Annotated in this window: 12 protein-coding genes; 10 read left to right on the top strand and 2 right to left on the bottom strand. The window is 35.1% G+C overall.

Annotated elements, in window-relative coordinates; genetic code table 11:
- Positions 1 to 18: 18 nt before the first annotated feature.
- From ACFFGA_RS03435 to ACFFGA_RS03450, 4 genes are all read left to right on the top strand, one after another.
- Entirely contained in the window at positions 19 to 1,569 is a 1,551-nt protein-coding gene (locus ACFFGA_RS03435) for a serine hydrolase (protein WP_386059672.1), read from the top strand.
- A complete protein-coding gene (gene brnQ, locus ACFFGA_RS03440) occupies positions 1,569 to 2,843 on the top strand; it encodes a branched-chain amino acid transport system II carrier protein (RefSeq protein ID WP_386059675.1) in 1,275 nt (424 codons plus the stop codon). The genes ACFFGA_RS03435 and brnQ overlap by 1 nt, the downstream gene beginning before the upstream one ends.
- A gap of 10 nt (positions 2,844 to 2,853) precedes the next feature.
- Entirely contained in the window at positions 2,854 to 3,549 is a 696-nt protein-coding gene (locus tag ACFFGA_RS03445) for a DNA adenine methylase (RefSeq protein ID WP_386059678.1), read from the top strand.
- Positions 3,550 to 3,678: 129 nt separating this feature from the next.
- Positions 3,679 to 5,010, top strand: coding sequence for an aspartate kinase (locus ACFFGA_RS03450; RefSeq protein ID WP_386059681.1), 1,332 nt, complete (start codon positions 3,679 to 3,681; stop codon positions 5,008 to 5,010).
- Between the two features lie 3 nt (positions 5,011 to 5,013).
- On the opposite strand, the gene ACFFGA_RS03455 is transcribed toward ACFFGA_RS03450, so the two are convergent.
- Positions 5,014 to 5,325 carry a hypothetical protein gene (locus ACFFGA_RS03455; RefSeq protein WP_386059691.1) on the bottom strand — a complete coding sequence of 104 codons (312 nt, stop codon included), beginning with the start codon at positions 5,323 to 5,325 and terminating at the stop codon, positions 5,014 to 5,016.
- An 80-nt stretch (positions 5,326 to 5,405) separates the two neighbouring features.
- On the opposite strand from ACFFGA_RS03455, the gene ACFFGA_RS03460 reads away from it, so the two are divergent.
- Genes ACFFGA_RS03460 through ACFFGA_RS03470 form a run of 3 tightly spaced genes read left to right on the top strand, consistent with a single transcriptional unit; the run spans position 5,406 to position 8,427 of the window.
- Positions 5,406 to 5,675 carry a helix-turn-helix domain-containing protein gene (locus ACFFGA_RS03460; RefSeq protein ID WP_386059694.1) on the top strand — a complete coding sequence of 90 codons (270 nt, stop codon included), beginning with the start codon at positions 5,406 to 5,408 and terminating at the stop codon, positions 5,673 to 5,675.
- Positions 5,672 to 7,060 carry an McrB family protein gene (locus tag ACFFGA_RS03465; RefSeq protein WP_386059696.1) on the top strand — a complete coding sequence of 463 codons (1,389 nt, stop codon included), beginning with the start codon at positions 5,672 to 5,674 and terminating at the stop codon, positions 7,058 to 7,060. The genes ACFFGA_RS03460 and ACFFGA_RS03465 overlap by 4 nt, the downstream gene beginning before the upstream one ends.
- Positions 7,061 to 7,068: 8 nt before the next feature.
- Positions 7,069 to 8,427, top strand: coding sequence for a hypothetical protein (locus ACFFGA_RS03470; protein WP_386059699.1), 1,359 nt, complete (start codon positions 7,069 to 7,071; stop codon positions 8,425 to 8,427).
- On the opposite strand, the gene ACFFGA_RS03475 is transcribed toward ACFFGA_RS03470, so the two are convergent.
- A complete protein-coding gene (locus ACFFGA_RS03475) occupies positions 8,424 to 9,719 on the bottom strand; it encodes an aminopeptidase P family protein (RefSeq protein WP_386059702.1) in 1,296 nt (431 codons plus the stop codon). The genes ACFFGA_RS03470 and ACFFGA_RS03475 overlap by 4 nt on opposite strands.
- Positions 9,720 to 10,041: 322 nt before the next feature.
- Between ACFFGA_RS03475 and ACFFGA_RS03480 the strand changes: the two genes are divergently transcribed.
- From ACFFGA_RS03480 to ACFFGA_RS03490, 3 genes are all read left to right on the top strand, one after another.
- Complete coding sequence (locus ACFFGA_RS03480) at positions 10,042 to 12,885, top strand: VPS10 domain-containing protein (RefSeq protein ID WP_386059704.1); 2,844 nt, start codon at positions 10,042 to 10,044, stop codon at positions 12,883 to 12,885.
- Between the two features lie 6 nt (positions 12,886 to 12,891).
- Positions 12,892 to 13,755, top strand: a complete 864-nt coding sequence (locus tag ACFFGA_RS03485; RefSeq protein WP_386059707.1) for a hypothetical protein — start codon at positions 12,892 to 12,894, stop codon at positions 13,753 to 13,755.
- Positions 13,756 to 13,852: 97 nt separating this feature from the next.
- A complete protein-coding gene (locus ACFFGA_RS03490) occupies positions 13,853 to 14,527 on the top strand; it encodes a succinate dehydrogenase cytochrome b subunit (protein ID WP_386059710.1) in 675 nt (224 codons plus the stop codon).

The following is a 14,527-nucleotide window of genomic DNA, read 5'->3' on the forward strand; positions in this document are numbered from 1 at the left end:
ATTTAAAATCAATTCTGCATGTTTTTTAAAAGATTGTTATCACTTGTATTTTTCCTTGTTACGATTTCTGTAAGTGCCCAAATTCAAGAAAAACAACTCGATAAATTAATCCAAGAAACCCTAACTACTTTTGATGTGCCTGGCATTTCAGTAGGAATTTTTAAAGATGGCGAAGTGGTTTATGCCAAGGGTCATGGAGTACGTTCGTTGACCAATAAAAAAGATATGAATGCTAATACCTTAGTTGGTGTGGCATCTAACAGTAAAGGATTTACCTGTTTTGCTTTAGCTATGATGATTGATGAAGGAAAGCTAAATTGGGATGATCCTGTGCGCAAACACATTCCAGAATTTCAGTTACACGATCCTTGGGTGACCGAAAACTTTACGGTTAGAGATTTGGTAACGCACAGAAGTGGCATGGGATTAGGAGCAGGTGATTTAATGTTTTTTCCTGAAGGCAATGATTTTAACGTTAACGATGTCATTAATAACGTAAAGTATCTAGAACCAGAAACCTCTTTTAGAAGCAAATTCGCGTACAATAATAATATGTTCATTATTGCTGGTGAAGTTTTAAAGCGTGTAAGTGGTTTGTCTTGGGAAGACTTTATTGAAACCAAGATTATGAAACCTGTTGGGATGGCAAGTTCTAAAGCATCCTATAACAGAGTTACAGATAAATCTAATATTATCGATGCACATACCAGAGCAGAAGGTAAGGTGATTCAGATTCCACACGATTGGAGTGAAACTGCTAATGCAGCTGGAGGCATTGTAAGCAATGTGCCAGATATGCTGACATGGGCAAAATTTTTAATGAATGATGCAGTGACCGAAAGTGGTGAACGTTTGTTGAGTGAAGCACAATTTCATGAGCTTTGGCAATTGCAAACTCCGCTTAAAGTAAGTGCAACCGATACTTATGATTCTAATTTTAGAGGTTATGGTTTAGGATGGTTTGTTACTGATGTAAAAGGCGGTCACAAACAAGTGTATCATACAGGTGGATTAATAGGAACGGTTACTCAGTTTACAATGATTCCAGATTTAGATTTAGCAATCGTTGTGCTGACGAACCAGATGAATGGTATGGCATTCAATACTATTACCAATACCATTAAAGATTCCTATTTAGGTTACGAGGATAGAAATTGGTTAGAAAATTATGGTAAACGTAATGCAGATTACTTAAAATATAACGACAGTTTAAAAGCTGAGGTTTATAGTAAGGTTAAAAAAGCAAAAACAAACGTTACCATTCCAGATCCAAACCAAATTGTAGGAACCTACACTGATGATTGGTTTGGAGATATTATCATTTCGCACGATGGTAAAACTTACAGTATTAGATGTAAACGCTCACCAAGATTGTTTGGAGAACTGCTACCATACAACGCAACCACTTTTGTTGTAAAATGGAATGACAGAAGTTACGATGCTGATGTGTTTATGCAATTTACCTTTAATGAAAAAGAGGAAGCGGTTGCTGCAACCATGAAATACATTGCGCCAATTACTGATTTCAGTTTCGATTTCCACGATTTAGAACTTATAAAGACCAACTAATGAGCGATACTAAAAAAATCTTTCTTTTTGGGTTTGCTTTATTTGCAGGCTTTTTTGGAGCTGGTAACTTAATTTTACCGCCTTATTTAGGATTTAATTCTGGCTCAGATTGGTGGTTAGTTGCTATTGGTTTTTTAGTGACCACTACGGTAATACCAATGCTATCCCTTTTTGGGCATGCTAAATTACAAGGAACCATGCTGGACTTTGGAAAAAAAGTATCCCATAAATTTAGTCTTATCTATTGCCTCGTCATGTTTCTTATTATTATTGTTCTGCCAGCACCACGTACAGCAGCAGTAACCCATGAGATGGCAATTGCACCACTATTTGGCACACCACCATTACTAACCAGTTGTATTTACTTTGGTTTGGTGCTCGTATTTGCATTAAATAGGTCTAAAGCTTTAAATCTTTTAGGTAAATATTTAACTCCTGTTATCGTCATCATGGTCCTTACCATAGTCGTTTTAGGATTAGTGTCACCTCCAGATCTTATGCGCATAAGTACTTATAATACACCAATTGTAGATGGCTTATTAGAAGGCTATCAAACGTATGATGCAATAGCTGGTATTGTTATGGGAGGAGTCATTATAATTTCACTGAATAAGGACAAATTAATTACACATGCAGAAAAGAAAAAAATAATTGCCAAATCTGGTTTTATTGCCATGTTTGGTCTGTTTATTATTTATGCCGGACTAATTGCTTTAGGTGCATTTTATAGTAACACCTTTTCGGCTGATATCACCAGAACAGATCTTTTATTAGGTTTATCACAAACGATGTTAGGAAATATTGGTGGTACTTTTGTTAGTGTATTGGTTGCTTTAGCGTGCTTTACAACAGCTGTAGCTATCGTTGTATCCTTAGGGGATTTCTTTAAATCTTTGTACGCACAAAGTGAAAAGGTTTATACCTATGTTGCCATTATCTGTTGTATTGTCGGAGTTATTATGGGCAGCTACGATGTTGGTTTTATCATTGACATTGCCATACCAGCTTTACTCTTTCTTTATCCTATTTCCATTTCCTTAATTTTATTGAATGTTTTACCAGATAAATGGGCATCACCAATGGTATTTAGGGCTGTGGTCGTTACTGCTTTTATATTTAGTATTCCAGATGTCCTCGGTTATTTTATGCCAAAAGAAAGCCTAAAGTCTGTAGTTGATGTTATTCCTTTGGCACAATACAGTTTAGGATGGGTATTACCAGCATTAGTGGCTTTTGTAATCACTTCTATTTTTCAACCTAAAATTGTAAAATAGGATGAAGTACATGGGAAGCAAGGCACGCTTTGCTAAAGATTTATTGCCTATAATTCTGAAAGACAGACAGCCTAACCAAACGTATCTCGAGCCGTTTGCAGGTGGTATGAATATGATAGACAAAGTTGGTGGCATTCGTATTGCCAACGACCAACACCAAGAACTTATGGCCATGTGGCAAGCCTTAATTAATGAAAATTGGGATCCACCACAATTGGTAACCGAAGAAGAATACAAGCATATAAAATACAACCAAGAAGAGTACCCAAAACACTTAGTAGGTTATGTTGGGTTTAATTCTTTTGGAGGCAAATGGTTTGCTGGTTACCGACGTGATAAAGAAGGCAAGCGCGATTATTGGGGAGAACACTATCGTAACATCACCAAACAAGTACCAAATTTAGATGGTGTTATTTTATCTTGCAAATCGTATTTAGAATTAGACATTCCAAAAAATAGTATTGTGTATTGCGATCCTCCTTATGCTTCTACAACTAAATATCGCGATGCTTTTAATCACGACCAATTTTGGGATTGGTGCAGACAACAAAGTAAAGCTGGTCATCAAGTTTTTATAAGTGAATATGATGCACCAGACGATTTTAAATGCATTTGGGAAAAAGGATCTAAAACTACCTTTTCTTGGCATGCTGAAAACCTATCGACCAAAGAAAGTGTGGAGCGGTTGTTTGTTTATAAAGAGTAATGATCTCCAATTTAAAAACACATTAAATTGTTATATAATTAACATTTTGTAAAAAGTTATACTAATTTTTACATTTCTAAGGAAATATTTAGCGTCACATATACATTTGTAGCCTAAAATAGACACATTATGTTAGTATATAAGTTTGGTGGCACATCTGTTGGTTCTGTAGTTAACATGAACCATGTAAAAGACATCATAAGTTCTACCGGAAAAAAAATTGTGGTACTTTCTGCAATGTCTGGAACAACTAATACTTTGGTAGAGATTTCGGAATTAATAAAAACAAACGAACTTACTAAGGCCAAAACCAACATTAACCAGTTGCATCAAACATATAAGGCTACAGTTACAGAGTTAATTCAACAAGAAACCTTACGCGAAGACGTCAGCACGTACGTTGCTTCAATTTTTGATGCTTTATTAGCATGTGTTAACCAACCACATTCCACATTGTTGCATAATACAATTGTGGCCAATGGTGAGTTGTTATCTACGTTTATGTTTAGCAGATTATTACAGCAAGAAGGTTTTAATGCAAGGCTTTTGCCTGCCTTAGATTTTATGCGAATTGATAGCAATAACGAACCTGATAATTTCTACATCAAGCAAAATCTAAATCGATTAATTGATACTTCTGAAGAAGCCGATATTTATATCACACAAGGTTTTATTTGTCTTGATGCTGAAGGCCAAATCACCAACCTACAACGTGGTGGCAGTGATTACACAGCAACCATTATTGGTGCAGCTATTGAAGCCGATGAGGTACAAATCTGGACAGACATTGACGGATTCCACAACAACGATCCACGTTTTGTTCAAGATACTACAGCCTTATCGCATTTGTCTTACGATGAAGCTGCGGAGTTAGCCTATTTTGGTGCTAAAATTTTACATCCACAAACGGTAATGCCAGTGCGTAGTTTAGATATTCCGTTACGCTTAAAAAATACCATGGCACCAGAAGCGCATGGCACGTTAATTACCAACCAAATTCATGGTGAAGGTATTAAAGCCATTGCCGCAAAAGATGGTATTACAGCTATTAAAATAAAGTCGGTACGTATGCTATTAGCACACGGCTTTTTAAAGAAAGTCTTTGAGGTTTTTGAAAAATACGAAACCTCTATAGATATGATTACCACGTCTGAAATCGCTGTGTCCTTAACCATAGACGACGTTACCCATTTAGAAGCCATCACAGAAGAACTTGAAAAATTCGCCACAGTAGAAATCGACGATTATATGAGTATTGTTTGTCTTGTTGGTAACCAAATCATTTACCATCCAGACACGCCAGAACTCTTCCAAGTATTACAAGATGTTAATGTACGTATGATTGCTTATGGTGGTAGTAACAACAATATTTCACTGTTGGTAAATACAAGCGATAAGTTGGAAACTTTGCAGAAGTTACAGCGTTATGTTTTTGAGGAGAGTGTTGTTGTGGGAGTTTAGGCATTAAGTTTGTATGCAATTTGTGCAAAATTTGGCTTCGATGTTTAAAGGTTGATAACAATTTTGGCATGTTGTATAGACATTACCCTCCATATCATAAAATTCTTCTGGGTCAATTTCTTCCCATTCTGTGTAGTAAAACCATTCATATTTTGTATTAAACTTGTTTATTTCTTCCTGCCATTTTAATCCTAAATTTTCAATATAAGCTTTGGCCTCTTCTGTCGTGTGACAGTAGTAGTCGCCATCGTTAAATATATATCCACGATTTATTCCTTTACCATCAGTGGAACTTTTTCTAGCGAATTTTTTCATTTGATTCCATTTATTCAAATATAAAGAAATGATACTTATTGTATGTTGAATACCGCATACAATAAGTATAGTTTTGGTTAATGATAAATCAATTCATACTTAAAGAATTTGGTAATCGAGTTCGGTATTTAAGAACTCAGGCAGGACTAAGCCAAGAGAAGTTATCTTTTTTAACAGGTTTTCATAGGACATATATTGGAATGATTGAGCGTGGTGAGCGCAACATTTCACTTACTAATATTTTAGTATTTGCCAAAGCTTTTGAAATGGATATTTCTGAATTACTTGATTTTAATTCTCAAAACCCAAATCTTGATTTCAATGATTATCAATTAAAAAATGAACTATGAAAATAGAAAATGTTAGACAATTCATAAGAGAAAAAGCTATTGAGTTCGGAGCTAAACCTGATAATGAGCACAATAAGCCATATATAGAGAGGAATAATACTAAACCAGATACTCTGAAGGATAATGGAGCTTTCTTTGGATTCATCCATTCTGAAGAAGAAGCTTCAGGGCCCTTCCACGATTTTTCATTTACGATTTTTCCAAGTGAAAATGATAAACCTTGGTTAGTTTGTTTAGGTATTGGCTCTAGTGGATTTAAAAATGATTATGAAGTTGCCACTTATCCAGGACTTAGAAGATTGTTTTCAAAACTCACAAATGACAGAGGGTTTTGTAAATCAGACTTTTCTGATATTGAAACTAGCTTACCAAAAAGCATCACTAATAACTCAGACTTACAACATTTAAAAAATACTATCAAAACATACACAAAAGTTCTGCCAGCATGTCAAATAGTTGATGATCCTGAAAGCACAAAGGGTAAAGAAATAATTTCAGCATTTATTGCAGGTTATGCTAAATTAAGAGAATGGCCGACTAATAAAAGTCATAGAAAAGCCATTTCCGATGCTTTGGAACCTTTTATAAAAGATGAAAGTATAGATGATGAGCTAGAAATAAGAAATCTTCTTGACAAGAGAAAGTTTTTAGTTTTGCAAGGTCCTCCAGGAACAGGAAAAACAAGAATGGCAAAAAAGGTTGCTGATGAATTTGATGCTAAAACATTTTTTATCCAATTTCATGCTGAAACAGCTTTTTCCGACTTCATATACGGCATTCGACCAGATATTGATAATAAACAATTAAGCTATCACAAAACCGAGGGAATATTTACACAAGCCTTAAAATATGCGATAGATAATCACAATGAAAGAGTTGTTTTAATTATAGATGAAATTAATAGAGCTAATCTTTCAAATGTTTTAGGTCCAATTTTTTATTTATTTGAATATAAAATGGAGGAATCTGATGTTGAAATAGAAATTTCACCTAATTTTAAAATTAAGAAGTTACCAGAAAATTTTTATGTAATTGCTACAATGAATACTGCTGATAGAAGTTTAGCAGTTGTAGATTTCGCTTTGAGAAGAAGATTTGCATGGTATTCATTCAAACCAAAACCTATAAACTCAAGAAATTTCCACAAAGAAGACTTTGCAAAAATTCAAGAAATCTTTAATTGGTATTCATCTAGTGGTGAACTTTCTTTACAGCCAGGTCAAGGATATTTTAGTGCTGAAAGTGATAAGGAGATGGAAAATCGAATTAGATACGAAATATTTCCATTGATAAAAGAATACTTGCAGGAAGGTCTATTGAAAAACGCAAAAGAAGAGTTCAACAATTACTTTGCTTCTCGAATAAACCAATCATTATTTGAATGATTAATAATATGGATGTATTCTGTGAAATACCTTGCCTGACTGAATATTCGAAGAAATTTAGCGGAATTGTTTTACAAAAAAAGTGGTTTAAGTCGGCGGATAAAAGAATTATTGGGCAATATCTCCAAAAGTTTATAACCTATAATGCTAAGCAGTTTGATTTTCTTGGAGTACAGCCATTTATAGTTGGAAGTGACCAAAATGTATCAATCGCTTTTCGTACTTCTAGTTTTATTGGCTCTATACCTTTAAGAGCATCTGATACTGGTAAACAAATTGGTGATTTTGTAGTTACGCCAAGATTTTCTGGCCAAAATCGTTACGAAGATTATATTGAAATACTAGACCTTTTAGACTCCGAAATAAATCCTCAGATTATAGATAGTCTTCCACTAGCTTCAGGGAAAAATTTTCGTCCACCATTGTATCTTGAGGCTGTTAAATATGTAAAGGCATTAGAAGGTTTGATTAGGTTGAATTGGAGAAAATTTGACAATGTTGAAAAAACTACACAAGAACCCTCAGGTCAAGTTAATTGGAAAAAATACTTCAATCTAGAATATAAAGTTGAAAATCGATTGAAGTTCCCTGTTCGAAAAAACATTTTAAGTGAATATCATTCAGAATATTCTGAGATACGATATGTATTTGATATATGTAAAAAGGAACTACTATCAGCAAACACTCCACTAAGGATAAAGACTACCTTTAGGAGTAGGCTTAATTTTATTGAAGAGAAATTGTATTATCATAAACCAGTACAAACCACTAATATATCTTTCAAGTATTCGGATAATCCAATTGTTACTAATTGTAAAAAACAGGCAAATAAAATATTAAATTTCAGTCTTACAGATGGTACAGCTTGGAAAGTTGATTTTTCTGAAGTTTTCGAAAAATTTGTACAACATATTTTTAAACAGGTTACTAAAGAGGTTGGTGGACAGCTTTATACAAATTACAAATTCCAAGCCAGAACAAATAAGTTTTACGCATGGGAGCTTAAACATATTGAACCGGACGCTATTTATCAAAAAAGGAATTTAATCGTATTTATTGATGCTAAATACAAGTCTAATCTATACAATAAATTTGGCATTAGTGAACAACTTAAAGATGACCATCGTCATGACTTACATCAAATTATGTCCTATTCATCTTTCGATAAAACAAGTTCAAAGAACGGATTTCTTTGTTATCCGTCTGAAACTTTGGAATCAAAAACTATTAAATTTCAGAACGGAATAAATGAAGTGACTAATGCAATAACAATTATTGGAATTCCATTAAAAAAAGAAAACATTCATGAAATTAAAATCCACTTAATTAACGAAATTAATAGGATAGCAAAATTACCTTCTAACTAAGATTTATTCATCAATTCCTCAATCTCCTCAACCTCAATAGGGATATTACGCATCAAATTAAAAGGTTCTCCATTGTCTTGTATTACCACATCATCTTCCAAACGGATGCCAAAACCTTCATCAGGAATATAAATACCAGGTTCTACGGTAAAGACCATATTGGCTTGCATTGGTTCGTGTAGTAAACCATAATCGTGTGTGTCTAATCCCATATGGTGAGACGTGCCATGCATAAAGTATTTTTTGTACGCTGGCCAATCTGGGTTTTCGTTTTGTACATCGGCTTTGTCTAAAAGACCAAGACTTAAAAGTTCAGACGTCATAAGTTTGCCGACTTCAATATGGTATTGCTCCCAAAGCGTGCCAGGAACAAGCATTTTTGTGGCTTCGTTTTTTACGCGTAGCACAGCATTGTAAACTGCTTTTTGGCGGTCGTTGTATTTTCCAGAAACAGGAATGGTACGCGTCATATCACTCGCATAATTAGCGTATTCTGCACCTGCATCGATAAGAATCAATTCGCCAGCTTTACACTGTTGGTTGTTCTCTATATAATGTAAAACGTTAGCGTTATTTCCAGAACCTATAATCGGAGTATAAGCAAAACCTCTAGAACGGTTATTGAGGAACTCGTGCATAAATTCGGCTTCGAGATTGTATTCCCAAACACCAGGTTTTGTGAATTCTAAAACACGTCTAAAGCCTTTTTCGGTAATGTTACAAGCTTGCTGAATTAAATCAATCTCAATCTGGTCTTTTACAGAACGCAAACGTTGCAAAATAGGATTGCTCTTGGCAACACTATGTGCAGGATATTTGTCTTTTAGCCATTTGGTAAAACGGTCTTCGCGCGTTTCAGTTTCTACATTGGCTCTGTAATGCTCGTTGGTATTAATGTAAACCGTATCGCATTGCGTCATAATTTCGAACATTACTTTTTCAAGGTCTTGCAACCAGTACACGGTTTTAATACCAGAAGTTTCAAAGGCTTTTTCTTTGGTTAGTTTTTCACCTTCCCAAATAGCAATGTGCTCGTTTGTTTCTTTTAAAAATAAAATCTCACGGTGTTTTTCCTTTGGACAATCTGGAAACAGTACCAAAATACTTTCTTCCTGATCCACACCACTTAAATAAAAAATATCTCTGTGTTGCTGAAAAGGCATGGTGCTATCTGCGCTAATTGGATAAATATCGTTAGAATTAAACACAGCTAAACTGCTTGGCTTCATCTGAGCCATAAAGTTTTTTCGGTTTTTTATAAAGAGGTTGCGGTCTATTAAATCGTATTTCATTGGAAAATATTTATTGTATTAATCTGCAATGTAAATCCTTGTCATTCTGAATTTATTTCAGAATCTGAAACAAGTTAAGATTAACAAAAAACTAATTTAGAACTTGTATGTCACACTGAGCGCAGTCGAAGTGCTTTTGGGTGCAACAGCAAATAGCTTTCGACTGCGCTCAAGCTGAGAAGGATTTAAATTGAATGTCTCAAAAATAATCAAACAAAGTACACAAGCAAAAGTCAACGTATATTATCTGTTAAACTTTAAGACACTTTTATGAAGTTTAATTCTGAAATGCTTATTTTAATGGCGTAAAAACCCAACCATTATGTATAAGTTAAGATTAGTATTTCTCATATTTTTAATCTGCTCATTTTTCTCTTTCGCTCAACAACCTGCAACTTCTGCCGAATCTGTAAAACAGGCACTACAACAAAAGGCCAAAATGACGCAATCGTCATTGGTAAAAAATGTACCTTTTGTAAATATTGGACCAACAATTATGAGTGGTCGTGTGGTCGATTTGGATGTCAATCCAGATATGCCATCAGAGTTTTACGTGGGTTATGCTTCTGGTGGAGTTTGGCATACCACTAACAATGGTACAACCTTTACACCAATTTTAGACAGTTCGGCAACCCAAAATGTTGGCGATATTGCGGTGCATTGGCCAACACGTACCATATATGTTGGTACAGGCGAAAACAATGCGTCGCGTTCCTCCTATGCTGGAATAGGGATTTTAAAATCTACCGATAATGGAAAAACCTGGGAAAACCTTGGTTTAATGGATGCGCATCATTTTGCTCCGATTCTGATTCATCCCGAAAATCCAAATGTAGTTGTGGTTGGTGCTACAGGACATTTATACTCACCAAATAAAGAGCGTGGTGTTTACAAAACTACTGATGGAGGAAAGACGTGGAAACAAACCTTATTTGTAGATGAGGTAAGTGGTATTATCGATTTGCAACATAGTCCAAAAAATTTCAATGTTATGTTTGCGACCTCATGGACCAAAGACCGAAAAGCTTGGAATTTTAGTGGAAATGGAACCAATTCTGCGATATACAAAAGTACAGACGCAGGAGAAACCTGGACTAAGGTTTCGACAAAAAATAGCGGTTTTCCAACAGGTGAAGGAGTAGGTCGCATCGGAATTGCAGTATTTAACGATAACGTAGTGTATGCCATTCACGATAATCAGTTTAGACGAAAGGAAGACAAAAAGAAAGATGATGATAAAGGCTTAACAAAAGAGGATTTTAAAACCATGTCCACTTCAGACTTTTTGGCATTGGACGATAAAAAGTTAAACGGATTTTTAAAAACTAATAACTTTCAAGAAAAGTACAGAGCAGAAAATGTAAAGCAAATGGTGCGTTCTGGTAACGTAAAACCTATTGATTTGGCAAAATATCTTGAAGATGCCAATTCCATGTTGTTCGATACTCCTGTTGTTGGAGCTGAGGTGTATAAAAGTACTGATGGAGGCAAGAGCTGGAAGAAAACACACGAAGATTATTTAGACGGAATTTATTACAGTTATGGCTATTATTTTGGGCGTATCCATGTATCACCTGTTAAGGAAAACGATATTTATATTTACGGAGTACCTATTGTAAAATCTAAAGATGGAGGAAAAACCTTTACCTCAATAAGTGCAGAAAATGTTCATGCCGATCATCATGCACTTTGGATTAATCCTAAAAATCCAAACCATTTAGTAGATGGAAACGATGGTGGTGTGAATATTACCTATGATGATGGCGAAAACTGGATTAAAAACAATTCACCTTCCGTTGGGCAATTCTACGCTATTAATGTAGATAACGAAAAACCATACAATGTCTATGGAGGTTTGCAAGATAATGGCGTTTGGTTTGGGCCACACAATGCGCGCGAAGACAAATCTTGGCATCAAGAAGGGCAATATCCTTGGAGATTTATAATGGGAGGAGATGGTATGCAAATTCAGATTGATAACCGAAATTCTAATATCGTTTATACAGGTTATCAGTTTGGAAATTATTTTAGATTAAACACCAAAACCGAAGAGCAGAAATACATTCAACCGAAGCATACTTTAGGTGAAAATCCGTACCGCTTCAACTGGCAAACACCAATATTATTATCACCTCACAACCAAGACATATTGTATTTAGGTGGTAATAAATTAATGCGTTCCATGAATCAAGGTAACGATTGGGAAGCGATAAGTGATGACCTAACCAATGGAGGTAAAAAAGGAAATGTAGCTTATGGTACACTAACTTCAATAAGCGAAAGTCCATTTCAATTTGGTTTAATTTATACAGGTAGTGATGATGGGTTGGTACACATCAGTAAGAACGCAGGAGGTAGTTGGACAAACATTTCAAGTGCCTTTCCAAAAGATTTATGGGTAAGCAGAGTGATTGCTTCGCAGCACAAAAAAGAACGTGTTTTTGTAACCTTAAATGGTTATCGTTGGGACGATTTTAAAGTGTATGCCTATATGAGTGATGATTATGGCAACACATGGAAATCTATTAGTGGTAACATACCAGCTTCGCCAGTAAATGTTATAAAGGAAGATCCTAAAAATGAAAACATACTCTACTTAGGGACAGATAACGGAGCATATGTGTCTTTTGATTTAGGTAAATCTTGGGAAGTGTTTTCAGAAGGCTTGCCAAATGTGGCTGTGCATGATATTGTTATTCAGCCTGAAGCGAATGACTTGTTATTAGGAACTCATGGAAGAAGCATTTACAAAACAAATGTTGAAGGTTTGCAAAAAATGAATCCTGAAATACAATCGCAATCCATTACAATTTTCGATTTAAGTGCTGTGCGTTCATCAAGGCGTTGGGGAAGTTCGTGGAGTCAATGGTCTGATGCTTATGAACCAAAAAAGACTATCCAGTTTTATAGCAATTCTGAAGGTGAAAAAACGATTAAAATCCTTTCAGAAAAAGGAACAGAACTCAATAGTATGAAAGTTAAGGTTGATAAAGGCTTTAATTATGAAGATTACGATTTAACTTTAACAGAAAAAGGAAAGAACGCTTTAATGAAGGAAAACACAAGTGTGGAAATTACAAAGTCAGGAAATGGGAAATATTATCTACCTAAAGGCGTTTATACTATACAGATAGATAATTCCAAGACGAATCTTGAAATAAAATAAACACTTATGAAACCAAATCGAATATTACTGTTACTTTGTTTTGTTGCATGTTTTGCATGTAGCGAAGACCAAGATGATAATCCACAACCCAACCTAATTATCAAGTTAAATTTTGATGCCAATCAGGTGCGTTTAGATAATTTGGGCCAGCCAGCTACCATTCCAGATGGTAACGCAGCACAATCGCCAACAATTCAACGCATGAGTGCTAATTATATTGAGCTTGCACCAACAGCCACGACACTTTTAGGACAAGGGGAAGTTATTTTTGAAGGAGCCGAAACCAATGCAGGAGGTGATATGGCTATAGATTTTCAGCAGGCTATATTTGCTGGAGACGATGAAGTGTTTTTAAGCATTCCACTGAGTCAGGTACAGGCAGGTTCCTATAATTGGGTAAGAGTTTCTTTGGCTTACCAAGAAGGAGATATTCAAGTATTAACTGATAATGTAGGTGAAGTTACTGGACGTTTAGCAAGTTTTGTAGGTTATAACAATTACATTACAGATTTTGACTTAAATGGAAGCACTATAACCGTTAATGATGATGTGTTACAAGGTTTTTGGGCTTTTGAAGCGTTGGGTTTTACAGTTCAAGGACAAGCGCCAGAAGGTGCAACTACAGTACCAAACCCATTGTTTGATACGTCTCCAGTACCTCAAGGATCTTGTGTGGTAACAGGACAGTTTGAAAATGAATTCACTATAACAGGAAATGAAAACCAAGATGTTACAGTTACACTTTCATTTTCCATTAACAATAGTTTTGAGTGGACAGAAGTCAATGCCGATGGTAAATACGAACCTACAGCAGGAGAGCAAGTTGTGGACATGGGATTGAGAGGTTTAATACCTAGTGTTTCTAATTAAAACCATTCTAAATAATTAATAATAATACAGCGTAGGTTGGCTAAAACCCATTTGCGCTGTATCTTTGTAGTACTAACAAATTAAGATTAGATCTACAATGAGCGGAATTCTAAATTCTTCGATTGGAAGAAAGTTTGCCATGGCACTTTCGGCACTCTTCCTAATGTTTTTTTTATTACAACATTTTGCTATCAACATTCTTTCTGTATTTAGTGCAGATGCCTTTAATGAAGCGTCGCATTTTATGGGAACGTTTTGGGCAGTTCAGTATTTACTCCAACCTGTATTAATTTTTGGAGTGATTTTTCACTTTGTAATGGGTTTTGTTTTGGAGATAAAAAACAACAGAGCAAGACAGATTAGCTATGCTAAAAATAATGGTGCTGCCAATTCAACTTGGATGAGCAGAAACATGATTTGGAGTGGTTTAGCTATTTTAGCTTTTATGGTACTTCACTTTATTGATTTTTGGATTCCAGAAATAAACACAAAGTATATTGTTGGTGACATGTCTGGTATGCACAATGGTGAATACAGATATTTCCACGAATTGGTTGAGAAATTTCACAGTCCACTTAGAGTTGGTGCCTATGTAGTAGCCTTTATTTTTTTAGCGCTACACTTATTACATGGCTTTAATTCTGCATTTCAATCTATTGGTGCAAATAATAAATACACAAAAGGATTAAAAGGATTCAGTAAAGTATATGCAATCGGAATTCCATTAGGATTCATCTTTATTGCATTATTTCATCATTTAACAGGACACTAA

This window comes from Winogradskyella pulchriflava (assembly GCF_042434315.1).
GTDB classification, from domain to species: Bacteria; Bacteroidota; Bacteroidia; order Flavobacteriales; family Flavobacteriaceae; genus Winogradskyella; species Winogradskyella pulchriflava.